The following is a 24164-nucleotide window of genomic DNA, read 5'->3' on the forward strand; positions in this document are numbered from 1 at the left end:
CGGATATGAAGGTGTGGAAGAAAGGGGACAAATCTAAAACTAAAAGAACAGGCTGGTTTTGTTTGGTTGCATTTTTCTCAAATACAGCAAAATTATAAGTTGATGTTATTTTTGACCATCGTGATTAACTCATAAAGTAGATAATGTTTCAAATACTAAATTTGATATGGGGTTAAACATATGGAAAAAGTCAAAATTGGTGAATTACGCATTGCATTTGAAAGGAAGGGCGAGGGGGTACCCCTTGTGCTCCTCCACGGCGGTCTTAGCGACAGCCGGATGTGGCACAGGCAGCTTGATGAACTGTCCGATGAATTCACAGTTGTGGCCTGGGATGCACCTGGATGCGGTCGCTCAGCAGATCCGCCTGAGACTTTCCGTTTGCCTGATTTTGCAGACTGTCTTGCTGCATTTATTGAGGAAATTGGATTAGTAAAGCCACACATTCTCGGTCTGTCATTCGGTGCCGGGCTTGCACTTGAGTTTTATCATCGATATCCTGACATGACAAGGTCCCTCATACTGGCTTCGGCTTATGCGGGATGGGCAGGATCACTTACTCCCGATATAGTAGCACAACGTTTGGTGCAGGGGCTTCAGCAATCTGAATTGCTGCCAGAACAGGTAGTTCAGATGTGGATTCCAACACTCTTCGTTAAATCTGTATCTTCTGAGGTAATTGAGGAGACAGCAACAATCATGTCCGAATTCCATCCTGTTGGAATGCGAGCTATGCTGCTTGCTTTTGCTGAGGCTGATCTGCGTGATATGCTTCCAACTATCAAAGTACCTACACTGCTGCTGTACGGTGGAGCAGACCAGCGTTCTCCTCTGAACGTCGCCGAGAACCTGCACGCTAAGATCCCAACATCAAAGCTTGTAATTATACCAGGCGTCGGGCATGAGATCAGCCTCGAAGCACCAGGATCATTCAATGCTGAAGTGCGCAGTTTTCTTCGAGTGAATCGGAAGTAGGTGTTTACTTCAGATAATTGATATGGTGGAAAAAATTGATGTTACTATTCTTTACGCGACTAATAAGGACAAATTTAATAATGCAGTTGTTCTGAAAGAATATATAGAATCTAGAACAGGGAGTGAGTAAGAATGATGGGTACTGAAGATTTAAAACATGAGCATAATGAAATTGGTCTGATGCTTGATGTTCTGGGAAAGATTTGCGAACTACTTGATGCCGGAGAAAATATTGACCCTGAACATCTTAAGCAGCTACATGATTTCATGTTTACTTTTGTGGACAAATGTCATCATACAAAGGAAGAAGAGATTTTATTTCCTATGTTGAAATCTATAAATGGTGCAGAATCTCAAAAACTGATCGATGTGCTTATTGCCGAGCATGGAACCGGACGCAAATATGCACATGCTATAGGTGAAGCTATTTCTAATCACGAAAATGTAGATTTACAAGATCGTGCTGAAATAATTAAATACGGAAGAAATTATATTAAGCTCTTGGTTCAACATATTAAAAAAGAAAATAACGTTCTTTTCACAATGGCTGAAAAGAAACTTTCAGATAAGCAGAATCTAGAATTGTTTGAAAAATTTGAGGTTGTGGAAAAGGAAAAGATCGGAATGGGAGAACATGAGAAATTGCATGCAATGCTCCACCATCTGGCTGATATTTATCTCTAAAAAAATAGAATAGATTTTGACTCTGTGCAAAACCCAGGTCAATTATTATTACTAATAGTATCGTTATTGTTATAATAATAATAATAATACTTATAATACTTATAATAATAATAATAATAATACTTATAATAATAATAATAATAATACTAATAATACTGATAATATCTGAGAGGATTGCAGTCTCAAGGTTAAAAAGAAATAGTTTGGTCGATCGAATATCCATATACCGGATTTGTCTGATTATAATGGCAGACCCCTCTTTAGCGAAGGTATCATGCGCGATATTACCGAGATCAAAAAAGTAGGATTGGAAAGATTAAAAAAAGAAGATCCTGAGTATCAGCATCTGCAAAGTAGATGCCTAGGTTACAAAAATCCTTGTGAATGCTACCATTTATGGAATATTCATTGAACTTATCCCAAAAGATTAGCAATGTTGCTTAGGAAACATTCTTGGCAAGGAATGAAATCAACTCTGGACTCATTTTGGTCTCCCTTCTCAACTTTTCAACTAGATCAACCTCTGGCATCCCTTCTGATTTATACTGCTTTATGTGGTCAAATACTCTCTGGGAAATCTCGTAATATTCGTTGATGTCCTTACGGTGTCCCCACACATCACCTTCTAGAAGTTCTATAGCTTGCATTTTCAGGTACATCCTTGCAGAGCTGGATATTGTTCTTATGTAAGAACTTGGAATGTGGATTGCCTTGATCTTTGGACATCTCATTACAAGTGAGAAGATGTCCTGGTTTGATGGTCTGAACGCAAGATGAACTATCTTTTCTTCCGGATCTAATGTGTTAATCTCGTCTTTGGAACTGACTACTCTTATTTTCATCATTTATACTTCCTCAAATGCCGTTTTTATAAAAGAAACTGTCATTGTGAATTTGTTATTATTTCTATTTAAAGTTTATTAGGTTGTATATACCTCATAATTAGTACAATCCTCAGAATCGATGGTAACAAAGACATTAAATATTCCTTTTAAAATGTTTAAAGTGTCAGGGGGCAAAAAGATCCATCAGGCAAACACAGAATAAAAGTACAAATGCGTCAGCCCGTCAAACACACCCTGACGGGCACATCTCTCCTTAATTTTTCTCCTCAAATTATGCAGACCCAATGATCCACTATAACCTTTTCTTCCTCCATTACATCCATTTGTTGCTGCTATTTTGATGATTTTCCTTTTTAAATGTAGTTCGTTCAAAAGGTATATATACCATATATGCGATATATGTAGTATATCCACTACATATATCTTAAATGGATTAAAGAGGTGACAATATGAGAAACAGAACAATAGCAATACTTGCACTAGTACTCCTTACAGGACTCGCTGCAACTACCCTCGTAAGTGCCGAGACAAACCTTTTGCAACGTGCCTCGGGTTATGCAGGAGGTTTCTGCAACTGCGGTGCAGGTTGGAATGGAAATGCTCCGGGTTACTGCGCTACTTATGCAAACCAGGAACCTACAGTAAAGACTGTAGCAGAAGCTCTTGCAATAACTAAAACAGAGATCTCAGACGATGTAACGGAAAATGATATCTACCAAATGGGTAGATGGTGGATAGTTCCTTACACAGGAGATGATGGTACTGCCAAGCAAGGACGTATCGATGCATATACAGGTGAAGTTATTCCTGACTTCTTCACTTCACAGTATGCTCCTTCCCAGTACAGGCAGGGAATGGGCAGAGGTTATGGCATGATGGGTATGCGGAGGTATTAAATTCCATACCCACTTTTTAACAATATGACGTGCTTTTTAAATCGAAAAAAGCCATCTATTCAATTATTAAAAAGTAATTTATTTAATAACACATTTATGGAGTGAAATTGACAGGTATGATGGGGTATTATGGTAGTATGTATGGCGGCGTCTTTGGTTTTTTCATCCAGATACTGGTCATACTTCTCATTGTAGGAGTGGTGGTCATGCTGCTTAGCAAGTCCAACTTTGCAGGCTCTGGTAACAATGAGAGGCTGGTGAAAGTGGAGAAGGATGTGGAAGAGATCAAAAAAGCCGTGGAAGAAATAAGGAACAAACTGAACGAGATCTAATTTTTCACTAATGCATTAAGACATAATGCATTAAGACATAGTCTTATACAACTGGAATAGCATAATGGCACGTTTAGAGATGGTCTGCAGATGACCCAATCACTTGAACAAATAGTGCACATCGGTGAGGCTCTTGCTCACCCTGTGAGAATACGATTATTGTACATGCTTTCGGAAAATGAGAGATATATCTATGAGCTTGCCAAAGAGCTGAATCTTTCCAGGCAGGTGGTGGACCTGCATCTAAAACGTCTAGAAAAGGCAGGTTTTGTGGAAAGCGACTTGAGGCTTGAAGAGAATGACATGCGGGCAAAGAAGTTCTTCCGACTCAAGGAATTTGATATAAAAATTTGTACAGCTGACCTTAAAAACATATTCACTTGATCTGTTCTGGTTAATCTGCTCTCTTGTAATGAAGATGATACCTCAAATCTTACAGTTGACCTTTACTGTAAAACACAGACACGTAAAATGAGATTAAAAAAGAAGGATGGAAAAACAAATAGTTGATTTCTCACTAAATGTTTAACCAATTATAAGATTTAAGCAACTTCGCCAAATGCGAATTTGCTCATTACCTTATTGACCTTTATCGTGACTTCATCGCCAACCTCGGTGTTGGGTACAAAGACAACAAATCCGCTTACTCTTGCGATTCCGTCGCCTTCTCTTGCGATGTCTTCAATTGTCACTTCATAATTCTGTCCAGCTTCTACTGGAGCACTTGACTGCATGTTACTAAACAAATGTTTCACGTCCTAATTGATTAGCTTAAAAAGAAATACAACCATTTGGTTGAAAATAAGAAAAACAGTAAATATGAAAAATACTATCTAAACCTATAATTCAGCAAATCAGTATCAAACTCTATAAGCATCTCTAGAATAGTAAGGATCCTATATATAGCTGTCCCTATATAGGCTCTGTACCATTGCAGAAATCTTGTAAAAACGATGTCCTCTGTGCTGAAAAGGAAACATGGAGAAGAAGGGTACATATATTGTTCAAGTGAACATTTCCAAAAAGCTTCTCAAAAAAAAGGGTTATCAAAATCTTCTATCATTGCTCTTTGCATGTATTCTTACACCTATTATATGATGTATACATTAACATTTTGAGTTTATGATTTCACCAAGTAGAGAGGTATCATTGATATAGTCTAAGAGCTATAGAACCTCTCATGCAGGTCCCTGAAACAGAACACACGATAGGCATGGAATTATATGCAACTACAACCGGAGATATCGGAGGAAAGCTCAGGCAGGTGCCGGAGGATTTCATAGTAAAGGAAGTATCCGGCTGGGAGGTGGAAGCTTCCGGGAAACACCTGATTTTAGAACTCACTAAAAGGGACTGGGACACAAATCATATCATCAGGGATCTTTCGAGATCACTTGGTATCAGCCAGAAGCGCATTGGTTTCGCAGGTACAAAAGACAAAAGAGCTGTAACCACCCAGCGCATCAGTATCTTTGATGTTACTGAAGAGACCATTGAAAAAGTGCATATCAAAGATGTACAGTTGACGCCTCTTGGAAGATACAGGAGATCTGTGGAACTGGGAGATCTGCGGGGAAATATATTCCAGATAACTATACGGGATATAGATCTTGCAACAGACGAACTGAAGCAAAGAATGGACGGGATCACTTCCGAGATACAGAATATGGGAGGAGTCCCTAATTTCTTTGGAATACAGCGCTTTGGAGCCATCCGGCCGGTTACACATCTGGTAGGAGAAGCTCTGGTCAGAGGTTCACCCGAAGAAGCTGCAATGATATATATTGCTGCAAGTTTCAAAGACGAGCCGCAAGAAACAAGGATAGCAAGAGATGAAGTACGGAACACCAGAGATTTTGCACAGGGACTGAGAACATTTCCTCCCCGTCTGCGCTATGAACGTGCCATGATGCACTATCTTGTGGAGCATCCGGAAGATTATAAAGGTTCGTTCTCGATGTTGACAGACAGCATGAGCAGGATGTTCGTACATGCATTCCAGTCATACATATATAATAGAGTGATCTGTGCAAGAATTCAAGCCGGAATTCCTCTTAACCAGGCCATTGAAGGAGATATCGTATGCTTCAAGAACAGTGATTCTCTGCCTGATACATCAAAAACACAACGTGTCAATGCTGTGAACCTGGAAGGAATGAACAATCTTATAAAAAGAGGACGGGCATTTGTCACTGCGCCGCTCTTCGGATATAATACCGAGATGGCTTCGGGAATCTCCGGAGAAATTGAATCAGCTATCATAGAGGAACTCAAATTAACTACTGAGGAGTTCCAGTTGCAGGAAATACCCTCCATGGCTTCAAAGGGACAAAGAAGAGAGATACTTCTTAATGTACAGCCACAATTCAAGATCCTCGAAGATGACCTGAACAACGGAAAGCAAAAAGTGATGGTGGAATTCTCCCTTCCTAAAGGAAGCTATGCCACCACAGTGCTGCGCGAATATATGAAGGTGGACCCTCTTAAAATGAGTTAACACCTTTCTTTCTGCCTGTCAAGCATGGCGCACATAAAAGCTTTAAATGGAGGAGAAGGTTTGCCCGGTCTTGATTTGAACTCTGGATGGAACTGAGATGCAAAGAAGAACGGATGTCCGGTAAGTTCGCATATTTCCATGCGGTTCCTGTTGACCCCGGAGAACACAAGGCCCTTTTCCTGCAATTTGTCCACAAAGTTGGGATTTACTTCATATCTGTGCCTGTGACGTTCAATTATACTGCGTGACCCATAGATCTTTTCTGCGAGGGAGCCTGGCTTAAGCTGAGCCTCATAATCACCCAGCCTCATCGTGGCTCCCATATCCTCCACCCCTTCCTGCTCTGGCAATATATCTATGACCGGAAAAGGAGTATCTTCGTTGAACTCAGTACTATTAGCTTTTTCAAGACCCACTACATTCCTTGCAAACTCTACTACAGATAACTGCATTCCCAGACAAAGTCCCAGGAATGGGATATTGTGCTCGCGGGCGTATCTGATAGCCATAATTTTACCTTCAGTACCTCTTTCCCCAAAGCCTCCCGGAACCAGAATCCCATCATATGCCTCCAGCTTTTTAAGACATTCCGGGTCATGTTCCAGTGTTTCTGCATTGAGCCAGTCCGTAACATAATCACAACCACATTCTGTAGAAGCATGTTTAATGGATGCACTGATGCTGAGGTATGAATCCTCAAGGTGAGTGTACTTCCCTACAATGCAAATATTCACCTGTCCCTTTAGGTTTTGCATGCGCTCCACCATTTCGATCCAGGATGTATCAGAAGTTGTCGATTTGAGAGAAAGTCTTTTTATCAGATATTGAGTAAGCCCTTCTTTATCCATCAAAAGAGGCAATTCATAAATGTCCCTTGCATCATGGGCACTGATAACAGCTTCTTCCGGTACATCACAGAACAGGGATATCTTTGAGATTGTATTTCTGGAAAGAGGTTCCTTGCACCTGGCAACTATTACATTTGGTGTCAATCCAAGTTCCCTGAGCTCCTTAACAGAATGCTGCGTTGGCTTGGTCTTCTGCTCACCCTGAGTATCTATTGGCACTAGCGTCACATGCACAAAAATAAGGTTGTCTGTTTTCTCTTCACGGTGCATCTGTCTGACAGCTTCGAGGAAAGGCATGCTTTCAATATCACCCACAGTGCCTCCTACCTCAATAAGACATATATCAGCGCCACTCTTTGCAGCAACCTTTCTTATCCGGTCCTTGATCTCATTAGTGATGTGGGGAATGATCTGCACGGTCTTCCCCAAGTAATCTCCCCTGCGCTCTTTTGAAATCACGGACTGGTAGATCTTACCTGTGGTCAGATTATGATCCCGGGTAAGCTCAGTGTCAAGGAACCGTTCGTAGTTCCCAAGATCAAGATCCACTTCCCCTCCATCCTTAAGGACGAAGACCTCTCCGTGCTGATAGGGACTCATCGTCCCTGCATCAATGTTAATATATGGGTCGATCTTGATGGCTGTGACCTTATACCCTATGTTCTTAAGGTTCCTGCCAATGGATGCAGCAGTGATGCCTTTACCAAGACCGCTCATAACTCCGCCTGTAACTACGATATATTTCATGTGGGTCAACTACCTGGATCACTTGAAGACTGGAAGATTTAATATAAGATATACGCAAAATGCCGTAAATACAATCGATAAAGCAACAGCAAAATAGAAGCTCAGTGCTGGGCTGAGTCCATAAGAGAATATACTTGACATCGTAAAGATGAACAGAACTATAAGAAGAACACCGGAAAGAAAGATCGTAGCCTTGGAGACCAGGTACTCATAATTGTATTTCAGCTTTCCTATAGAAATACCCGGAAGTTTCTCTTTCCACGAAACAGCAGGCTTCTTGTTCTTTATGTAGACCTCATTAGGTGCTGACAGAGAATCATCGACCTGTATGCATCGGGTATCCTTGCTTATAAGAGGCTGACCTAGAACCATAGAAAAACTACTTTTTCTTGCACCATGGCTCACTGTTACATAAACATCGCCCTGATATATCTTTTTTCCATCAAAGGGAATGCGGACTACCACCGGGACATAATCTTCATGTGTCACATATGGATTGTCCTCAAGAATAGTGACATTGGGTTTGAGAGTATCGCTTACAGAAATGTGTACATGTGTAGGTGAACTGTAATTGATGATCACTATCTCAAAACTCTTTTCTTCCCCCGGAGAGAGAGGTATCTCCATAGATTCCATATCAAATTCAATGGAATTGATCCCCAGTCTGTTAATATGAACTACCTGCAATTTACCTTCCCTCATTCTCTTAGATGCGGAGGCAACATGTTAGGTATACCCTCGTCTATTGGATAGTATTCATTGCACTTTTTACAGTACAAAGTACCTGTTATAATTTCTGCGTCCTCTTTGCTCTGCACGTTCAGAACAAGATCTCCTTTACATAAAGGACACGCAAGGATCTCCATTAGGTCCTCTTTCACTGCTGCTCACCACCATCAAATACATTGCAGTAAATATCAAGGTTTTGGTGATATTTAATTATGAGATACATTAATCTAGATACTATACATTACATATTGCCATGCTTGACCTTCTGCTCAAAGTGCTAGATTTTGCCATCCCGATACTAATAGTGATAGCAATTGGACTTTTTGGCACAGGCCTTCTGATAGAGCTTGGACTGATGCAAAAGTTGTCCGTAATTGCTGGTCCTCTTTTTCGGCATACCAATCTTCCGGAAAGCTGTGCTTCAGCATTTGTAGTTGCCCTGGGGTCAACAGTTGCTGCCAATAGCATGGTGGTGCAGGTGCGCAACAGTGGGTGTATCAATGATACAGAGGCAATGCTATGCGCTCTGCTCAACAGTACCCCCGCATATATAAGAGAGATACTTACATATCAGATACCGATAGTACTGCCAGCCCTCGGATACTTTGTAGGTGGATTCTATGTAGGAGTGTTCATACTTACGGCAATAGTAAAGATCTCAATAGTGGTCATCCTCAGCAAACTGCTGCTTGAGAAAAATAACTGTAAGATGACTGATACAACTACCCGGAAAAAGGTTTCCTTGAAAGATGCTATCAAGAGAACTTTTATGAAAGAGAAACGTCTGTTCACGAGGATCGCCTTAGTATATCTGGCTATGACCACAATTGTTTTTTATCTAAGGGAAAACGGGATATTAGAGGTGTTCAGCTTGTTGCCACTTGCAAATATCTTTCATATCCCTTCTGAAAGTATCGTTCCCCTCACAACCTATATTGCAAGCCCTATTATGGGGATATCATTACTCGGCCCCATGCTGAGTGATAATGGGATCTCGCCTGTACAGGCAATGATAGTCCTCATGCTGGGGAGTATGTTCATGCTGCCGATGTTTGGGATCAGATCACTTCTTCCCCGATACATATCGCTGTTCGGAGCAAAAGTTGGTACAAAGATAGTAGGAATATCAGTAGGCATCAGTGTTTTTGTAAGGTTGACGATACTTATCCTTCTGTTACAGGTAGCCGGATAAAAGAAAAGCCAGAGCCAGATGTTGGCTCTGTAGGGATTTTAAAAACCTTAAAACACAGCATGTTACCTTCAAGAGTGGTTATGTTGTCCATGCTAACAACGTCCCCAGCCATGTACTTGCCTGATGCCACATGATAGGTAAGTACTTTTGTCAGTTCTGTTTTGTTAGCCAGCAGGCATTCAAAGTCTCTTCAGGAACTGCGGCAAACGCAGCATCTGTAGGTGCAAAGACTGTGAAAGGCCCTTCTGAGCTAAGAGTTTCTACAAGATCTTTTGCACAGCCGTTACAAGGGTATTGAACGAACCTGCATCTATAGGTGTCTGTACTATGTTCTTTTGCTCAGTTACCTCGGTCTCATTTCCTGCTTCTGGTTGTTCTTCTGGCTGTTCCGTACATCCTGATAGCATTAAACTGAAGGCTATCAGTAAAATTACAAATTTGTTTATTTATTTGTTTAGTTGCCGTTTATCAGACTTTTTTCATTGAAATAATAACGAATTACAGAACTCTGAGACATGCTGCCATAATATCTTTCAATGGCTGTCATCACGATACTGATCAGGAAAATAAAAGGAAACTCATCAGCTTACTAATACTGTATTTTGATAATGCTGTCTACAAGAGACATTATAATCAACATGTTTTTATATTAATAATGTGTAACTGCAATTGGTATATTATTAAAAATATAAAAACAATAGTATAAAAACTTTTTTAGTTATCGGTGAGGGAATATGGCAAAAGTAATGATTGTGGATGATGCGGCTTTTATGCGCATGGTCATCAAGGATATTCTTACAAAGAACGGGCATGAAGTTGTTGCAGAGGCTGTAGATGGCCTGGATGCAGTAAAAAAATACCCACTGGTAAAACCGGAACTTATGTTCATGGATATAGTCATGCCAAATATGGAAGGTATCGATGCGCTCAAAAATATCATGGCATCAAATCCAGATGCAAAAGTAGTGATGTGTTCTTCCATAGGACAGCAGTCTGTAGTCACTGAGGCCCTAAAGATCGGAGCTCGGGACTTCATCGTAAAGCCATTCGATGCAAAGAAAGTACTTGAAGTCGTCAAGAAAGTAATGTAAATATGACCATCAGAGTACTTGTTGTTGATGATTCTGCCCTGATGCGTAAGATAATTTCGGATATACTCAACAGTGATCCGGATATAGAAGTTATCGATACCGCACGCAATGGCCAGATGGCCGTGGAAAAGGTCGAAAGGCTCAGACCGGATGTAGTTACACTGGATCACGAAATGCCTGTGCTGGAAGGCCTTGGTGCTCTGGGATATATAATGAGCGAATGCCCCACGCCGGTGATCATGCTAACGGCTGCAGACGAGAGAGGAGCAGAACTCACATTGAATGCTTTTGAGTATGGAGCACTCGATTTTATCCAGAAACCTTCCGGAACTATAAGCCGCGATATAGAACTCATCGCAGAGGAAATCCGGGCAAAAGTCAAGGCTGCTGCAAAGGCACAGCTCAAGAACCTGCATTTCATGGAAGAGCATGTAAAAAGTTCCGAGAAAGGAAAAATACATGCTGAAAATACCTTACCAATATCCAATACATCCAAAGCTACCCCCAGGCGTATAATGACAAAAAAGATACTTGCCATTGGTACCTCCACTGGAGGGCCCAGAGCTCTGGAGAAAGTGATTCCAAAGCTTCCGCGTGACCTTAAAGCAGCAGTGCTGGTAGTCCAGCATATGCCTGCCGGATTTACTGCTTCGCTGGCTCAGAGGCTGAAAGTACAATCTGAACTGGAAGTGAGGGAAGCAAAAGATGGCGACCTGATAAGGGAAGGTGTTGTGCTCATAGCGCCGGGTGATTATCATATGGAAGTAGTTCAGAAGATGATAGATGGAAAGACGGTAGAAGTGATCGCGCTTAACAAAGAACCCAGGGAATTAGGTGTCAGGCCTTGCGTGAATGTGCTCTTCAGGACATTAGCTCCAATATATGGTTCCAACATACTTTCGGTGATCATGACAGGCATGGGTATGGATGGAGCTGAAGGTGTAGAGCGCATAAAGAATGCCGGAGGAAAGGCAATAGCTGAAGATGAGAGATCATGTGTTGTTTATGGGATGCCAAAAGCCATAGTTGATCGTGGACTTGCGGATCGTGTGGTACCCCTTGAGATGATAGCCACAGCAATTCAGCAGCTCATATGAAAGCATCATACGATGGTTGAAAGTCACTGTTGGTGATATTATGGAAATGTCGGAATACAAAGAGATATTTAAAGCTGAATCTGAAGAGCATCTGCAGCAGCTTAATGAGGCATTGCTGGGATTGGAACAAAACCCTGAAGATATGGAATATATCAACAATATGTTCCGGTCTGCCCATACCTTAAAAGGGATGTCCGCAACTATGGGATTCAACACTATTGCACAGCTTACCCATGAAATGGAAAACATCATGGATATGATCAGGAAGTCTCAGATGACTCTGACCGAGAAAATAATCGCGATACAATTCGAATGTCTGGATACCCTGGAAGTACTGGTTGAGAATATTGATAATCCTGATGCTGTGGACGTGTCAACACTGCAATGTAAACTCCACAGTATAATGAGCTTACCTTCAACTGCACAGGATACAGTGGCAGTTTCAGAACCTATTACCAATCTGACATATCCTGCCCCTCCAAAGAACATCGATACTGAAATGCCTGCTGCGCAGAGCATTAGTGTTACAGAAGAAGTAAGCTGCAAAGAAGTTATCAACAAAGAAATTAAGTTCACCCAGGAAGAACTGGCTGAGATCCAACTTACAAGAGCGCATGATCAGGAAGTACTTATCGTTAAAGTGTTTCTGGATGAATCATGTGTCCTCAAGGCAGCCCGTTCAAGCATGGTGCTTATGAACCTCAACAAGCTCGGAAAAGTCATTAAAACCAAACCTCCGGAAAAAGAACTTGAAGATGAAAAGTTCGATTTCAGCTTTCTGGTAGTTGCTGCAACTTCTCAGAGCATGGGGTCAATACAGCACAGGATAGAAAACATTTCAGAAGTTACTAAAGTTGAAATAATTCCCTTATATACTCACAAAAAAGATGCTGTGGACCATGGAGAAAAAGTTAGAGAAGAAAAGATCTTAGACCTGGCAAACAAAAATACCATCCAACAAAAGAAAAACGAATCCGTAAAGACCGGACAGAGCATCAGGGTCAATATTGAGAGACTGGATAATCTCATGAATCTGGTCGGAGAACTCATTATTAATAAGATTAGACTGAACCAGCTAGCTACGGATATAAGATCAAAGGATATTGAAGAGGCTCTTGGAACCCTGGACAGACTCACCAATGAGATACAAACAGAGGTAATGGAATCAAGAATGGTCCCCATCGATCAGATCTTTAGCCGTTTCCCGAGGATGGTAAGAGATCTGGCAAAATCTGAAGGCAAGCAGATCAGTCTTGTGATAGAGGGTAAGGAAATTGAGCTTGACAGAACGGTCCTGGATGAGATAGGAGATCCATTAGTACATTTGTTGAGAAATGCTGTGGACCATGGTGTGGAATCACCTCAAGAACGTGCAAAAGCAGGTAAATCATCTGAAGGACTTGTACGCCTGGCAGCATCTAGACAAAGGAATACAGTGCTTATTGAAGTGCAGGACGACGGCAAAGGCATGGACCCTGCAAAGTTAAGAGATGCTGCTGTAAAGAAGGGCTTAATGAGCAAAGAAGAAGTTTCAAAGCTCTGTGATGAAGAAGCATTTAATCTGATATTCCTCCCGGGTTTTAGCACCAATGCCGTGATTACAGATGTATCTGGCCGGGGAGTTGGAATGGATGTTGTCAAGACAAAGATCGAATCTTTAGGAGGAAATGTTTCAGTTAAATCCGTACTTGGAGAAGGCAGTATTGTTACGCTTCAGTTGCCTCTTACTATTGCTATCATCCAATCATTGATGATAAGAACAGCAGGTGAAACGTACGCTATACCTCTTAACAATGTGGTAAGAGATGTAGGTATAAGATCAAAGGATATAAAGACAATAGAGGGCCAGGAAGTCATCCTGCTGCGCGGAGAGGTCTTACCGCTTTTAAGACTTAACAGTACTCTGGATTGTCCTGTTAAAGTCAACGACAAAGAGAACCTCATAGTTGTAGTGGTGGAAAAGATGGGAAACCACTTTGGTTTTGTAGTTGATGAACTGTTGGGGCAGCAAGAGGTCATAATCAAATCCCTTGACAGTAAAGTGCTGCGTAGCGTAAAAGGATTTGCAGGTGCCACTATTCAGGGAGATGGCACTGTTTGTTTGATACTTGACATTGGAACATTGGTCTGATACCAAAGGAGATGTAATCATGCCTGAAATCGATGAGATGACAAAGGGTGCCTTTCAGGAAGCTGGGAACATAGGAATGGGGCATTTAGCTACTTCCCTATCAAAAATGGTTGACCGTGAGGTCAAGATAGATATTCCGAAAGTGGACATATATCCACTGCAAAGGATCATAGCCGAAGCTTCAGAGGGTGCTCAGAAAAGTGTGGTAGGAGTACATTTAAAGATAAGTGGTGATGTTACGGGAGGAACACTTATATTGCTACCAAAATATTCAGCCCTTTCCTTTGTAGATCTGCTAAGAAAGAAGCCTATAGGTACAACTCATGCTATCCAGGAAGAAGAAATAAAGAAACTCAGGGAAATGGGAATGCGCCTGTGCGCTGCATACATGAGAGTAGTTAATGAGTTTCTGGGGATCAATCTACAGATCGGTGAGCCAGAGATCAGTGTGGACATGGAAGGCGTCGGGAATTTTATTAGAGAAACTGTAGGGTCCATGGCAGATGAGTTCATTGTAGTGAAAGGAGTGGGCTATATACCGTCTACAAATTCCCGTAATGAGTTCAACATGCTCTTTGAACCGGGTGCATCAGATGTAATTGTTGCCGCGATCATGAAAAAGATGATGGGATAATAAATGCTGCCTGAGGCATGATCCAAAAAAATATTTTAGATAGAGTGAATGTAAGTCTAAGGAGTTGATCAGATGTTAAAGCTGGAGTGCTCTGAAGAACAGGATTACTTGAAGTTAAAAAACCTCATTAAAAAAAACCTGGGTTTCAATAGCGAGCAATATAAGGATTCACATTTCAAACGAAGAGTTAACGTAAGAATGAGGGTAACCAATTCAAAAAATTTTGGAGAATATGTACAATATCTTAATACTCACACAGATGAGTACACACATCTGATGGATACTCTCACAGTTAATGTAACTAATTTCTTCAGGAACTCCGAAACATATGAGGTTGTGGAGAAGGAAGTGCTGCCCTCTATAATCAAATCAAAAAGTACAGGGCTTCGGAATATACGAATATGGAGTGCAGGGTGCTCTATGGGTGTTGAAGCCTATTCCATAGCCATACTCCTTAAAAAACTACTGGGAAATGATTTCTCCAGATATAATATCCAAATTACCGGCACTGATATTGACAAAGATATTCTAAGAAGAGCGGAAGAAGCGATATATACAGAAGTGGAAATGAAAGAAGTGCCTGAAGACATCCGTATTAAATATTTTGACCATGATGGGGAATGTTATCATTTAAAAGATGAGATCAAAAAAGTAGCTAAATTCCGCAGGAACGATCTTATTTCCGGAGAGAAACTCACCGGTTTTGATGCCATATTTTGCCGCAATGTCACCATATATTTTGAAAGGCATCTACAGGAAAAACTGTACATGGACTTTTACAATGGCCTTAATAAAGATGGTTTTTTTGTAATGGGTAAAACCGAAACACTGATAGGTCCGTCAAAAGACATGTTCAGAGCATTTGACCCAAGGGAAAGGATCTATCAAAAATAAAAAAACTGGCTGCTCAACTGAAAGAGAGGATCATATGGTTTACGATATTTCCAAACTTACAGACTTTCATTACAGCGCTTTAAAAGAGATAAGCAATATAGGAATAGGTAATGCGGTCACTTCTCTGGCAGAGATGATGGGAAGTGAAATAAAGATAATGACCCCGAGCCTCAAAGTTGCCAGGATAGAGAAAGTAACAGAGTTTTCCGGAGGGGCCGATAAACTGGTTTCGGGAGTCCTTATGGAGCTGGCAGGGGGGGTCAATGGTTATATGGTCATACTTCTGCCACCGGAAAGTGCACAACTTATCTGCAACACTATGACAAAAAAGGAATACTCAGACATCACAGATCCCATGAACGAGTCGCTCATATCAGAAGTAGGTCACATCCTGGGAAGTACTTATATTACCGCTTTTTCCGATTTTCTTAAAGTGGATGTTTTTGCATCGGCCCCATTCCATACATATGACATGATAGGTGCCATAATGGACAATATACTTATTCATATGAGCCAGGAAGTTGAACATGCCATAATTCTGGATACCCTGTTCACGCTAAAAGGTAATGATATGCATGGGAAACTTCTCACTCTGTTCGATCCCATATCTCTAGAATTGATTTTAAAGCATGTAGACGCGATGTTCTGTTGATCGACTGAATATGATAGTGGTAGGAATGGCAGATTATGCTGTGACTCGAAGTCCGGATAAATTGACAACCCTGGGCCTGGGATCATGCGTAGGTATTGCCCTCTATGATCCCGTGGCAAAAATAGGAGGATTGATACACATCATGCTGCCAACTATTGAAAATGCACGTTTTACAGATAACTGTGCCAAATTTGCTGATAGCGGCATACCTATTGTCATACAAGAGATGGTAAGTATCGGAGCAGTGCGCAGAAGACTGGTAGCTAAAATAGCCGGTGGAGCAAAGATGTTCTCTTTTAACAGCGATGTGAACCTGAACATCGGAGAACGGAATATACAGGCCACAAAAATTGTACTTACAGAAATGAAAATACCTCTAATTGCAGAAGATGTGGGAAAGAATTATGGGCGTACTGTTGTGCTGGATACTGATACAGGAGTTTACCATATTAAAAGCGCAATAAAAGGAGAAAACTTAATTTAATAGACAAGAATTTATATTAATTGTTTGAATATATTCATTTGGAGGTAGAAATGCTTAGTCCGGACCTTACGCTCTTACATATTGTATTCATATCTGTCTCCCTCCTAGGAGGAATGCTTGCTATTTATTTCTGGATAAAGGTATATAAAGATACAAAAAGAGGTTCTGTTGCATGGCTCCTTCTTGCTCTGACAGCAATATTCCTCATTACTACTGCTATCTTCCCGGCTTTGGCAGTGGGGAATACTGACCAGAACGTAGTTGAGACCATATTATTGTTCCTTGGTTTCTGGAGTGCTGTATACACAAGTATTTTTGCTGCAGCGGGCTTTTTGATGTTCAGGGCATTTAAGACCGTCCCCCGTCAGGACCTGGGGAATTTTCTCATCGAAGGCATGGTATTCAGAAAAAGCGAGGGAAAACAGGCTGACGATGATGCAAGCACTGCTGAAAGTATAGCCGGGCTATTAAAATGGTCAACGCTGATCGAATACACTCCAAGGACCCGCTATGAGGATTCAGTAATAGAAATGTGTCTGCGCTTTTATGGTGAAACCATGAATGTAGTGCTGGTCTCAACTGAACCGCGCACTTCCATTTACAAGGAAAGGCTTGGAGAACTGTTGGACATCGGAGCTATGAAATTCATTGAACTGTCCGGTACTGAGGACAAACTGGTAGAAAAAGATGGGATCATCATATTGCCGGCAAGAGAACTTGATAGCTTCTTCGACCTTACAGGTAAACTTCCTGCAGGCTGCGCCCTGATATTCGAACCGCTGTCCCATATGCTTTTAGCAGAAGGAGAAGACCGCACATATTCCTTCACATCTAAAATGGCTGAGCAATTTACATCCAAAGAGATCGTGTTTGTTGGTATGATCAATAGCCTTGCACATCAAAAAGAAGTTGTTAGCAGATTCGAAGGGCTTTTTGTGAATATTGCAGAAGAATCCGAGAACAGTATAAAAATAGTAAAAGGCGGCAAAGATGAGTTTATTCGATTTTATGCAGGTAAAAGCTTCTTCCTTGAGACGGAAATGATAAATAAAGCTTAAAGAGTTTGTCATATGATACAGCTTTCAGGTTTCCAGTCAGATGCGCTGAGGGAGATAGGGGGCATTGGTATGGGCAATGCCACAACCGCTCTCTCCCAGCTTTTGAGCAGCAGGGTTCAGCTGAACCTGTCAAATTCACAGATAATGGACATTGCATCGATGGCCTCAATGATGCCTTCATCTATGACCCTCGTAGCTATAATGATGGATCTGACCGGAGACCTGACTGGCACAATGATGATGCTTTTAGATCCTGGTAGTGCTGTGACCCTTTGTTCCAATCTTTTGAGAGAACATGCACTGGAAGAGAATCCGGAAATGTATGAGTCTGCGCTTAGTGAAACTGTCAATATCCTGGCCGGATCCTATCTGAATAACATATGCGAGTTCCTGGGAACAAGAGTGTTGCATTCAACTCCTGAAATCGTTTTAGAAGATGCAGAGACGGTATTTTCCCGGATCAAGGACAGATCAGATGCAACTTCCTCTGAAGTGCTGAACATAGAAACAATGTTCCAGGTACAGGGTCTGTGCAACGCTCAAGGTAATTGCACTCTTTATGGCGATATGTTCGTGTTCCTTGATGAGGAGTCTGTAGGTGCATTGCTTATTCTAATTGAGAAGTTACTGGATGGCCGATGGGAGATTAGAAAATGATATCACCAAGCCAAATTTGTCTTGATGCAACAGGATAATTCAACAATTGATAGCCTTTTCCTGACTGCTCCGCAATGCAAACGGAAGCTTGTGATGTAAAGACATCACCCATAAGATACGTATTTATAAAAATAATAATATATCTATAGAATAGACGACAGCTTCTGTGATATAATATAGGAAAACAGCAGAGTTTCGGGAATTTCAAACGGAGGATATGGATCATGATGGATATAGCATTATATTCACTTGTTGACGATATGGTAAGCAAGGCAGGCACGGAGGGTGTAGTGGAATACTGGCTGCGGGTCGGAGAGAGTTACGCAGAAAGAATGGGAAAAGAGGCATATGTTGGCTGGCCAGCTTTCAACGTAGCAATGAAAGAAGGCAGAACCTCTCTGACAATTGAAGGTGAAATAAATGTACTTACAGATCTTGCGATCACAGATAAGGACGGAGATGTGATAGGCTATGTGTATGCATTGAAGATGTGCCCCATGGCTCCTACTATGATCAGGTTCATCCAGAAGATCGGCCCGATCCCCGGTTCTGATGAAGATGTCGCAGACAGCTATAATAATCGTATCCGGGACTCAGCGGTCTCGAATTATTGTATAACTCACCAGCGCTTCCGGGAGATAGCTGCAAACAACATAACTGTTGCAAAGCAGCTCCTTGAATGCCTGCATCTTGCAAACAAAGGACGTATGGGAGAAGTAAAGATGTTACAAGAAAACCTTACCAGGATCAATGTGGATGAAAGACACATTAAAAGCATTCTAAGAAGTGCATCATGTGTCTTCGCACTGATCGTGAAGGGTAAATCTGCCGGTGAGGAGATAATGGAATAAGGTGAAGCAAATGGCAGAAACAATAGCCTCTAATCCTTTTGTTGACGTGTCTGTATTCCTCTTCTTTGAGGATATCTCTGATAAACAGGGTGTTGAAGGTTTCACGAACTATATCGTAGGACAGGCAAAATCTCTTGCAAGGTCTGTTCCCGAAGAGGAATACAATAACTGGGAAGAGTTTGCCAATGCAGTGGTAAACGGAGAATCTGTGCTTTCATCCTTCGAGAACATTAAACAGATCAGCCCAAATGGTTTTGTAACGAAGGTATGTCCATTCTCAAAGGCCATAAGTGAATATATCAAACGTCTTGGTAACTTCAATCCTGTACATATGGAAGCCACTGATCACTACAATCATACAATACAACCTTCTGCTGCCCACAGTGCCTGTATGATGCATCAGACATACCGCAATGAGGTAGCAAAGAGGATCAGGATCGGAGGGAAACCCTTAGAGTACGCGCAAATAGCAGCAAAGGCATATACAGGCAAGATCGCATTGCCTCCCGAGTCCTGGAAAAAAGTACTGCTGGAAAAAGCTGGCATTTCCGAAACACAGGGTTTTATGGAAATGCGTGAAAATTCGTGTCTGTATGTACTCTACGTGCATGATTGATGATAAGTTTTTAGATGCTCCTGTATCTTTCCGGAAAGAAGCATCTTTATTTTTTCCTTAATTTCAAATTAATAGTTCTAAGATATAGATGAAGATAAAAAAGTTACATTATAATTCCATTAAATTTCCCATTGACACGTACAGTAGATGTTTATTTGAAATGCATTAATGGATAATAAGCTTATTATCCGTGAAAATAACTATTGACACCTAAAAGTACTGATAATGCGAAATATGCATTCCAATTAAACTGACCTCAAAGGATGAAAAAAATAATGGAAGAAAAAGACTTTGATCACACTTCATATCCGCGAAAATTGAATCTGGGTTGTGGGTTTGATAAAAAAGAAGGGTATCTGAACATTGATTTCAATGATTTCCACGATCCGGATATGGTAGCTAATGTCTGTAACCTTGAAATGCTCCCCTGCGGATACTATGAGGAAATTATTGCTTATGATGTGCTTGAACACATAACACGCAACAAGACAAAGCTTGTCCTTTCCGAATGGAACCGTCTGTTGAAAAAAGGTGGTATCCTCCATTTACAGGTTCCTGATCTTCTGGGAATACTATCCCTGTTAATGCAAGATGCATATCAGTCCTTAGAACAGCAGGAGGTATTGGTGCACTGCCTTTTTGGTTCACAGCAATATCATGGGGACTTTCATCACACAGGATTTACAGAAATGATCATTAGAAGTTACCTTGAGGAAACTGGTTTTGAAACTGAGAGCGTTGCAAGAAAAGATGAATGGCTCTTGCAGGTAAGCGCAAAAAAGATCAAAGAGTGCGTTCTGGGAGAGTTGCTTTCCATACAGGATCACACGGAGTTCGTTGCAACAGCTTATGTGAACATACTTGAGAGAAAACCTGACAAAGATGGATTCAAATATTATACTGAAAGACTGATAAGCGGGGAGATGGATAAAGGATCGGTGCTGATATCACTATTGTATTCGGATGAAAAGAAAAAGCTCAGCGAACGTGTGTCCGGTACACCTGCCGGATCTTCTGGTCGAATAAAGAGATAATCTTCCAACACATTGATCCTGATTAGCACATAAAGGTTTAATAAGTGGTAAATGGAATTTTTACTTATGGAGCCTATGCTAATCTTTTTATTTGCACTGCTGATCGTTCTTATACTGACAACGTATGTAAGGCTTCACCCTTTTCTCAGTCTGGTAATAACTTCACTGCTTATAGGAATAATGGCAGGCAGACCTGAAGAAGCATTGAATACCATGTCCTTTGGCATGGGGAAAGTATTCGCCCAGTTTGCCATAATAATTACCGCTGGCAGTATCTTAGGTATAGTACTGGAAAAAACCGGAGGCATGGACGTTATTGCCAGTGATCTGATCAGAGTATCTAAAAGACCACTGCTTGCTCTTAACATATTGGGATTCCTGTTTGCTGTACCTTTTATGTGCTCTATTCTTGCCTACGTGGTATTTGCTCCTCTGGCTAAGGATTTTAGCCTTAAATTGAAGATACCGGCCGGAATACCCGCAACCTCACTTGTACTTGGTACACTGGCATCCTTTGGTCTTCTGTATCCTTCACCTGTTGTACTCAGTGCCGCCAGTGAGATGCATGCGGATATTGCGAAAGTGTTTTTCATAGGACTTATGATAGCTTTTCCCATATCATTACTGGGATACAGATATGCATCAAGATCGACAAAGATCAAGGAACATGATTATGTCCTTCAAGCAGAATCCCTGCAGAAAGCATCAAAAAGCAGACTAGCAGCATATCTTCCCATAGGTCTTCCCATTCTGCTGATACTTGCAGGTACGTTCTTAACTCATCCATTGATATCATTCATAGGAAATCCCAATGTAGCCTTATTGATTGGTGTGCTGCTTTGTCTGGTATTGTCACGATCGTATGGGAAGGAGCTGCATGAATGGGTAGAAAAAGCTATCAGACGCAGTGGAATTGTATTGCTTGATCTCTGCGCAGGAGGAGCGCTCGGAGCCACGTTTACAATGACAGGAGCAGGCGAAGCTTTGGGTAAAATGTTCCTGGATCTTGCTTTTCCTGCTCTCTTGATACCTTTTCTGGTAGCTGTGGCTGTGCAGACGGTACAGGGTTCCCGTGTGGTCACGATGCTTATAGCACCTGCTCTGATAATACCCATCCTTCCACAACTTGGACTTCCTGTTGAGATCAGTCTCCTTTCCATGGCATGTGGCACATTCCTGATATCGCATGTAAACGATCCCTTTTTCTGGATATTCAGAGATCTTGCAGAACTTGAAACCAGCGAAGCACTCAGATACTATACGTTCGGAGGCATCCTGATGGGATTAACAGGCTTGCTGCTGCTCGGATGTGTATATTGGATAGCGTTTTAAAAATCAGGCAGCCCAGTTATAACAAGAGCAAAAAATAAAAAAAGATAAGACCGGGATAATTATCCGGTCTTAGTGATGCTCATGCTGTTCTTTTTCTTTTTGCCTTTGCCAGCTTTTGTCGGCTTCCTGAACAGCAGCAAGACATTTCTTGCAGAGCATTGCAGTGTCCTCTTCTTCTCCTTTTGAGAAAGAAGGCCTGGATATTTGTACGGGCTGCAGCTGGGCAACAGCGCTGCACAGGTCACATTTACCAACAGTGCCGGATGCACTGAATGTGGTGAATCTGTCAGCAGTCTCTTTTGCTGCCTTCAGACATGGTTCACACAGTCCTTTCCAGATACCTTCCGGATACGAGTTCTCAAACCGGGGCACAAAAACCCTTACTGGGACAACAGTGGGTATTGAAACACTACATAGATCGCAATCTGCCATATTCTTTACCTCCTTAGATCAACACCTTTGCGGCTTCCATTGCCCAATAAAGGAACGGCTCTGACCAGAAACCAATAGCTAATACGAATATCGCTGCAATGATCATTGCAAATGTGTAAGGCTTGGGTTCTGAGATCTTTTCCCCATCAGAAGGCAGGAAATACATGTATTTTACTACCCTGGCGTAATAGAACAATGAGATCGCACTGTTGAGTATCGCGATCACTGCAAGCCACACCATTCCTGCCTCTATAGTAGATGCAAAGAGAACGAACTTGCTCATATAACCTGCTGTAAGAGGTATACCTGCAAGGGCAAAGAGGAAGATCGTCATGCAAAGAGCAGTGACCGGCATACGTCTGCCAAGTCCCCGGAAATTATCAATGTCGTCAGGAGTTTCTGAATCCTTTTTCTCCGAAAGGACCATGTATACGACCGCTCCAGTGGCTATGAATGCGCCTGCTTTCATGAAACCATGTGACAGAGCATACAATATTGCACCTGCCAGAGCTGTTTTGCTCATAACCACAAAGGCCATGGTTATATAACCTGCCTGGGCGACCGAAGAATACGCAAGCATTCTCTTGACGCTTGTCTGTGAGAGAGCCACAACGTTACCAAGAGTCATGGTGATCACTGCAAGCACTGCAAAAGCTGTAGTCCATTCAGCCTGCAGAGCGATCAGAGCGATCATGAACACCTTGAAAGCTGCCACAAAGCCCATTTTCTTTGAACCTGCTGCAAGTAATGAGGACACAACTGAAGGAGAACCCTGGTAAGTATCGGGTGCCCACATGTGGAATGGAACGAGAGCTATCTTAAAGCCAAGACCTGCGATCATCAGGACCACAGACAACAGTCCCATTGGGCTTCCAAGCAGGAGATCGATATTTGCTGCCACGCCAGGAATGCTGGTGGTGCCTGTGGCACCATATATGAATGAGATACCGAAGAGCATAAGAGCTGCTGACAGTGATCCGATCATAAAGTACTTCATGGAAGCTTCAAGGGATATTGGATTCTTCTTCTCGAAACCTGCCAAAGCATACGTAGCAAGACTTGCCAGCTCAAAGGCAACGAACAGTACCATGAGGTCATTGGCGGATGCCACGAACATCATACCAGCTGTTGCAAAGATCATCAGCGAGTAGAATTCCTCTGTATGGGAATTGCCTTCAGTATACTTAATAGATGCTATGGATACCAGCAAAGCTACTGAAAGGAAGATTATCTTGAAAAACTGAGATAATGCATCAAATGAAAGTGTGTCATTAAATAGCATACCTTCACGGCCAAGGCTCATTATGACAAGCACAAGGGATGCAAGTACACCCAGAGATGCAAGATAACCCAATATCTTCTTTGCGTTCGTATTAAGGAATAATCCTATAAGTAGAACCACAAGACCCGTCCCCACCAGGGTGAGTTCAGGTGTGAGTAATGTGAGATCTGCCAT

Annotated in this window: 28 protein-coding genes and 1 pseudogene; 20 read left to right on the plus strand and 9 right to left on the minus strand. The window is 41.7% G+C overall.

The annotated features are described in order from the left end of the window. Positions 1 to 180: 180 nt before the first annotated feature. Both METHO_RS06755 and METHO_RS06760 read left to right on the plus strand, forming a co-directional pair. Positions 181 to 975, plus strand: coding sequence for an alpha/beta fold hydrolase (locus tag METHO_RS06755; protein WP_015324790.1), 795 nt, complete (start codon positions 181 to 183; stop codon positions 973 to 975). A gap of 132 nt (positions 976 to 1107) precedes the next feature. Beyond that, the gene (locus METHO_RS06760) at positions 1108 to 1659 is read left to right on the plus strand and encodes a hemerythrin domain-containing protein (RefSeq protein ID WP_015324791.1); all 552 of its coding nucleotides are present in this window, start codon (positions 1108 to 1110) and stop codon (positions 1657 to 1659) included. A gap of 440 nt (positions 1660 to 2099) precedes the next feature. Here METHO_RS06760 and METHO_RS06765 read toward each other — a convergent pair whose 3' ends face one another. Next, positions 2100 to 2501 (minus strand): DUF1699 family protein, encoded by a 402-nt coding sequence (locus METHO_RS06765; RefSeq protein WP_048831275.1) that lies wholly within the window; start codon positions 2499 to 2501, stop codon positions 2100 to 2102. Positions 2502 to 2953: 452 nt separating this feature from the next. Between METHO_RS06765 and METHO_RS06770 the strand changes: the two genes are divergently transcribed. From METHO_RS06770 to METHO_RS06780, 3 genes are all read left to right on the plus strand, one after another. Further along, on the plus strand, positions 2954 to 3400 hold the full coding sequence (locus METHO_RS06770) for a PepSY domain-containing protein (protein WP_015324793.1): 447 nt from the start codon (positions 2954 to 2956) through the stop codon (positions 3398 to 3400). A gap of 116 nt (positions 3401 to 3516) precedes the next feature. Next, positions 3517 to 3732 carry a hypothetical protein gene (locus tag METHO_RS06775; protein ID WP_172635205.1) on the plus strand — a complete coding sequence of 72 codons (216 nt, stop codon included), beginning with the start codon at positions 3517 to 3519 and terminating at the stop codon, positions 3730 to 3732. Between the two features lie 90 nt (positions 3733 to 3822). After that, positions 3823 to 4116, plus strand: coding sequence for an ArsR/SmtB family transcription factor (locus METHO_RS06780; RefSeq protein ID WP_015324795.1), 294 nt, complete (start codon positions 3823 to 3825; stop codon positions 4114 to 4116). Positions 4117 to 4274: 158 nt separating this feature from the next. Here the strand turns inward: METHO_RS06780 and METHO_RS06785 are convergent, their stop codons facing one another. Further along, the gene (locus METHO_RS06785; RefSeq protein WP_015054961.1) at positions 4275 to 4466 is read right to left on the minus strand and encodes a TRAM domain-containing protein; all 192 of its coding nucleotides are present in this window, start codon (positions 4464 to 4466) and stop codon (positions 4275 to 4277) included. A gap of 446 nt (positions 4467 to 4912) precedes the next feature. Between METHO_RS06785 and truD the strand changes: the two genes are divergently transcribed. After that, positions 4913 to 6229, plus strand: coding sequence for a tRNA pseudouridine(13) synthase TruD (gene truD, locus METHO_RS06790; RefSeq protein ID WP_015324796.1), 1317 nt, complete (start codon positions 4913 to 4915; stop codon positions 6227 to 6229). Here truD and pyrG read toward each other — a convergent pair. From pyrG to METHO_RS13305, 3 genes are read right to left on the minus strand one after another with little or no spacing between them, the layout of a single operon-like run. Continuing rightward, on the minus strand, positions 6226 to 7824 hold the full coding sequence (gene pyrG, locus METHO_RS06795; RefSeq protein WP_015324797.1) for a glutamine hydrolyzing CTP synthase: 1599 nt from the start codon (positions 7822 to 7824) through the stop codon (positions 6226 to 6228). The two genes, truD and pyrG, sit on opposite strands and share 4 nt — an antisense overlap. An 18-nt stretch (positions 7825 to 7842) precedes the next feature. Continuing rightward, a complete protein-coding gene (locus METHO_RS13120) occupies positions 7843 to 8526 on the minus strand; it encodes a DUF7524 family protein (protein ID WP_015324798.1) in 684 nt (227 codons plus the stop codon). After that, the gene (locus METHO_RS13305; RefSeq protein WP_083885744.1) at positions 8523 to 8705 is read right to left on the minus strand and encodes a methytransferase partner Trm112; all 183 of its coding nucleotides are present in this window, start codon (positions 8703 to 8705) and stop codon (positions 8523 to 8525) included. Before METHO_RS13305 ends, METHO_RS13120 begins: the two co-directional genes overlap by 4 nt. Positions 8706 to 8806: 101 nt before the next feature. Between METHO_RS13305 and METHO_RS06805 the strand changes: the two genes are divergently transcribed. Then, the gene (locus METHO_RS06805; RefSeq protein ID WP_015324800.1) at positions 8807 to 9745 is read left to right on the plus strand and encodes a hypothetical protein; all 939 of its coding nucleotides are present in this window, start codon (positions 8807 to 8809) and stop codon (positions 9743 to 9745) included. Here the strand turns inward: METHO_RS06805 and METHO_RS14400 are convergent. Both METHO_RS14400 and METHO_RS13975 read right to left on the minus strand, forming a co-directional pair. Then, positions 9717 to 9958 (minus strand): annotated as a pseudogene (locus METHO_RS14400) (fasciclin domain-containing protein); the annotation flags it as partial. The gene METHO_RS06805 and the pseudogene METHO_RS14400 overlap by 29 nt on opposite strands. A 47-nt stretch (positions 9959 to 10005) precedes the next feature. Then, on the minus strand, positions 10006 to 10152 hold the full coding sequence (locus METHO_RS13975; protein WP_216594298.1) for a hypothetical protein: 147 nt from the start codon (positions 10150 to 10152) through the stop codon (positions 10006 to 10008). Between the two features lie 327 nt (positions 10153 to 10479). Between METHO_RS13975 and METHO_RS06810 the strand changes: the two genes are divergently transcribed. From METHO_RS06810 to METHO_RS06870, 13 genes are all read left to right on the plus strand, one after another. Next, positions 10480 to 10836: a response regulator gene (locus METHO_RS06810; protein ID WP_015324801.1), complete on the plus strand. Its 357-nt coding sequence runs from the start codon at positions 10480 to 10482 to the stop codon at positions 10834 to 10836. Between the two features lie 2 nt (positions 10837 to 10838). Next, the gene (locus tag METHO_RS06815; protein ID WP_015324802.1) at positions 10839 to 11933 is read left to right on the plus strand and encodes a protein-glutamate methylesterase/protein-glutamine glutaminase; all 1095 of its coding nucleotides are present in this window, start codon (positions 10839 to 10841) and stop codon (positions 11931 to 11933) included. A 40-nt stretch (positions 11934 to 11973) separates the two neighbouring features. After that, on the plus strand, positions 11974 to 14064 hold the full coding sequence (locus tag METHO_RS06820; protein WP_015324803.1) for a chemotaxis protein CheA: 2091 nt from the start codon (positions 11974 to 11976) through the stop codon (positions 14062 to 14064). A gap of 19 nt (positions 14065 to 14083) precedes the next feature. Further along, the gene (locus tag METHO_RS06825; RefSeq protein ID WP_015324804.1) at positions 14084 to 14698 is read left to right on the plus strand and encodes a chemotaxis protein CheC; all 615 of its coding nucleotides are present in this window, start codon (positions 14084 to 14086) and stop codon (positions 14696 to 14698) included. A 72-nt stretch (positions 14699 to 14770) separates the two neighbouring features. Further along, complete coding sequence (locus METHO_RS06830) at positions 14771 to 15592, plus strand: CheR family methyltransferase (protein WP_015324805.1); 822 nt, start codon at positions 14771 to 14773, stop codon at positions 15590 to 15592. A gap of 34 nt (positions 15593 to 15626) precedes the next feature. Beyond that, a complete protein-coding gene (locus METHO_RS06835) occupies positions 15627 to 16244 on the plus strand; it encodes a chemotaxis protein CheC (RefSeq protein WP_015324806.1) in 618 nt (205 codons plus the stop codon). A 10-nt stretch (positions 16245 to 16254) separates the two neighbouring features. After that, complete coding sequence (locus METHO_RS06840; protein ID WP_015324807.1) at positions 16255 to 16728, plus strand: chemotaxis protein CheD; 474 nt, start codon at positions 16255 to 16257, stop codon at positions 16726 to 16728. A 38-nt stretch (positions 16729 to 16766) separates the two neighbouring features. After that, entirely contained in the window at positions 16767 to 17786 is a 1020-nt protein-coding gene (locus tag METHO_RS06845) for a DUF3795 domain-containing protein (RefSeq protein ID WP_245546258.1), read from the plus strand. 12 nt (positions 17787 to 17798) lie between these two features. Continuing rightward, positions 17799 to 18443 carry a chemotaxis protein CheC gene (locus METHO_RS06850; protein ID WP_015324809.1) on the plus strand — a complete coding sequence of 215 codons (645 nt, stop codon included), beginning with the start codon at positions 17799 to 17801 and terminating at the stop codon, positions 18441 to 18443. A 224-nt stretch (positions 18444 to 18667) separates the two neighbouring features. Then, positions 18668 to 19294: a hypothetical protein gene (locus METHO_RS06855; RefSeq protein ID WP_015324810.1), complete on the plus strand. Its 627-nt coding sequence runs from the start codon at positions 18668 to 18670 to the stop codon at positions 19292 to 19294. A 10-nt stretch (positions 19295 to 19304) separates the two neighbouring features. Beyond that, the gene (locus METHO_RS06860; protein WP_015324811.1) at positions 19305 to 19910 is read left to right on the plus strand and encodes a hypothetical protein; all 606 of its coding nucleotides are present in this window, start codon (positions 19305 to 19307) and stop codon (positions 19908 to 19910) included. Positions 19911 to 20185: 275 nt separating this feature from the next. Next, positions 20186 to 20944, plus strand: coding sequence for a DUF4214 domain-containing protein (locus METHO_RS13125; RefSeq protein ID WP_015324812.1), 759 nt, complete (start codon positions 20186 to 20188; stop codon positions 20942 to 20944). Positions 20945 to 21010: 66 nt separating this feature from the next. Further along, positions 21011 to 22276 carry a GntP family permease gene (locus tag METHO_RS06870; RefSeq protein ID WP_015324813.1) on the plus strand — a complete coding sequence of 422 codons (1266 nt, stop codon included), beginning with the start codon at positions 21011 to 21013 and terminating at the stop codon, positions 22274 to 22276. A gap of 69 nt (positions 22277 to 22345) precedes the next feature. Here the strand turns inward: METHO_RS06870 and fpoO are convergent, their stop codons facing one another. Both fpoO and fpoN read right to left on the minus strand, forming a co-directional pair. After that, positions 22346 to 22708: a F420H2 dehydrogenase subunit FpoO gene (fpoO, locus tag METHO_RS06875; RefSeq protein ID WP_015324814.1), complete on the minus strand. Its 363-nt coding sequence runs from the start codon at positions 22706 to 22708 to the stop codon at positions 22346 to 22348. 13 nt (positions 22709 to 22721) lie between these two features. Next, positions 22722 to 24164 carry a F(420)H(2) dehydrogenase subunit N gene (gene fpoN, locus METHO_RS06880; protein ID WP_015324815.1) on the minus strand — a complete coding sequence of 481 codons (1443 nt, stop codon included), beginning with the start codon at positions 24162 to 24164 and terminating at the stop codon, positions 22722 to 22724.

This window comes from Methanomethylovorans hollandica DSM 15978, assembly GCF_000328665.1.
In the GTDB taxonomy this organism is placed as follows: Archaea; Halobacteriota; Methanosarcinia; order Methanosarcinales; family Methanosarcinaceae; genus Methanomethylovorans; species Methanomethylovorans hollandica.

Coding starts and splice junctions, on each gene's coding strand:
- METHO_RS06755 (WP_015324790.1), top strand. CDS start 181: ATGGAAAAAGTCAAAATTGGTGAATTACGCATTGCATTTGAAAGGAAG.
- METHO_RS06760 (WP_015324791.1), top strand. CDS start 1,108: ATGATGGGTACTGAAGATTTAAAACATGAGCATAATGAAATTGGTCTG.
- METHO_RS06765 (WP_048831275.1), bottom strand. CDS start 2,501: ATGAAAATAAGAGTAGTCAGTTCCAAAGACGAGATTAACACATTAGAT.
- METHO_RS06770 (WP_015324793.1), top strand. CDS start 2,954: ATGAGAAACAGAACAATAGCAATACTTGCACTAGTACTCCTTACAGGA.
- METHO_RS06775 (WP_172635205.1), top strand. CDS start 3,517: ATGATGGGGTATTATGGTAGTATGTATGGCGGCGTCTTTGGTTTTTTC.
- METHO_RS06780 (WP_015324795.1), top strand. CDS start 3,823: ATGACCCAATCACTTGAACAAATAGTGCACATCGGTGAGGCTCTTGCT.
- METHO_RS06785 (WP_015054961.1), bottom strand. CDS start 4,466: ATGCAGTCAAGTGCTCCAGTAGAAGCTGGACAGAATTATGAAGTGACA.
- truD (WP_015324796.1), top strand. CDS start 4,913: ATGCAGGTCCCTGAAACAGAACACACGATAGGCATGGAATTATATGCA.
- pyrG (WP_015324797.1), bottom strand. CDS start 7,824: ATGAAATATATCGTAGTTACAGGCGGAGTTATGAGCGGTCTTGGTAAA.
- METHO_RS13120 (WP_015324798.1), bottom strand. CDS start 8,526: ATGAGGGAAGGTAAATTGCAGGTAGTTCATATTAACAGACTGGGGATC.
- METHO_RS06805 (WP_015324800.1), top strand. CDS start 8,807: ATGCTTGACCTTCTGCTCAAAGTGCTAGATTTTGCCATCCCGATACTA.
- METHO_RS13975 (WP_216594298.1), bottom strand. CDS start 10,152: ATGCTATCAGGATGTACGGAACAGCCAGAAGAACAACCAGAAGCAGGA.
- METHO_RS06810 (WP_015324801.1), top strand. CDS start 10,480: ATGGCAAAAGTAATGATTGTGGATGATGCGGCTTTTATGCGCATGGTC.
- METHO_RS06815 (WP_015324802.1), top strand. CDS start 10,839: ATGACCATCAGAGTACTTGTTGTTGATGATTCTGCCCTGATGCGTAAG.
- METHO_RS06820 (WP_015324803.1), top strand. CDS start 11,974: ATGGAAATGTCGGAATACAAAGAGATATTTAAAGCTGAATCTGAAGAG.
- METHO_RS06825 (WP_015324804.1), top strand. CDS start 14,084: ATGCCTGAAATCGATGAGATGACAAAGGGTGCCTTTCAGGAAGCTGGG.
- METHO_RS06830 (WP_015324805.1), top strand. CDS start 14,771: ATGTTAAAGCTGGAGTGCTCTGAAGAACAGGATTACTTGAAGTTAAAA.
- METHO_RS06835 (WP_015324806.1), top strand. CDS start 15,627: ATGGTTTACGATATTTCCAAACTTACAGACTTTCATTACAGCGCTTTA.
- METHO_RS06840 (WP_015324807.1), top strand. CDS start 16,255: ATGATAGTGGTAGGAATGGCAGATTATGCTGTGACTCGAAGTCCGGAT.
- METHO_RS06850 (WP_015324809.1), top strand. CDS start 17,799: ATGATACAGCTTTCAGGTTTCCAGTCAGATGCGCTGAGGGAGATAGGG.
- METHO_RS06855 (WP_015324810.1), top strand. CDS start 18,668: ATGATGGATATAGCATTATATTCACTTGTTGACGATATGGTAAGCAAG.
- METHO_RS06860 (WP_015324811.1), top strand. CDS start 19,305: ATGGCAGAAACAATAGCCTCTAATCCTTTTGTTGACGTGTCTGTATTC.
- METHO_RS13125 (WP_015324812.1), top strand. CDS start 20,186: ATGGAAGAAAAAGACTTTGATCACACTTCATATCCGCGAAAATTGAAT.
- METHO_RS06870 (WP_015324813.1), top strand. CDS start 21,011: ATGGAGCCTATGCTAATCTTTTTATTTGCACTGCTGATCGTTCTTATA.
- fpoO (WP_015324814.1), bottom strand. CDS start 22,708: ATGGCAGATTGCGATCTATGTAGTGTTTCAATACCCACTGTTGTCCCA.
- fpoN (WP_015324815.1), bottom strand. CDS start 24,164: ATGGCAGATCTCACATTACTCACACCTGAACTCACCCTGGTGGGGACG.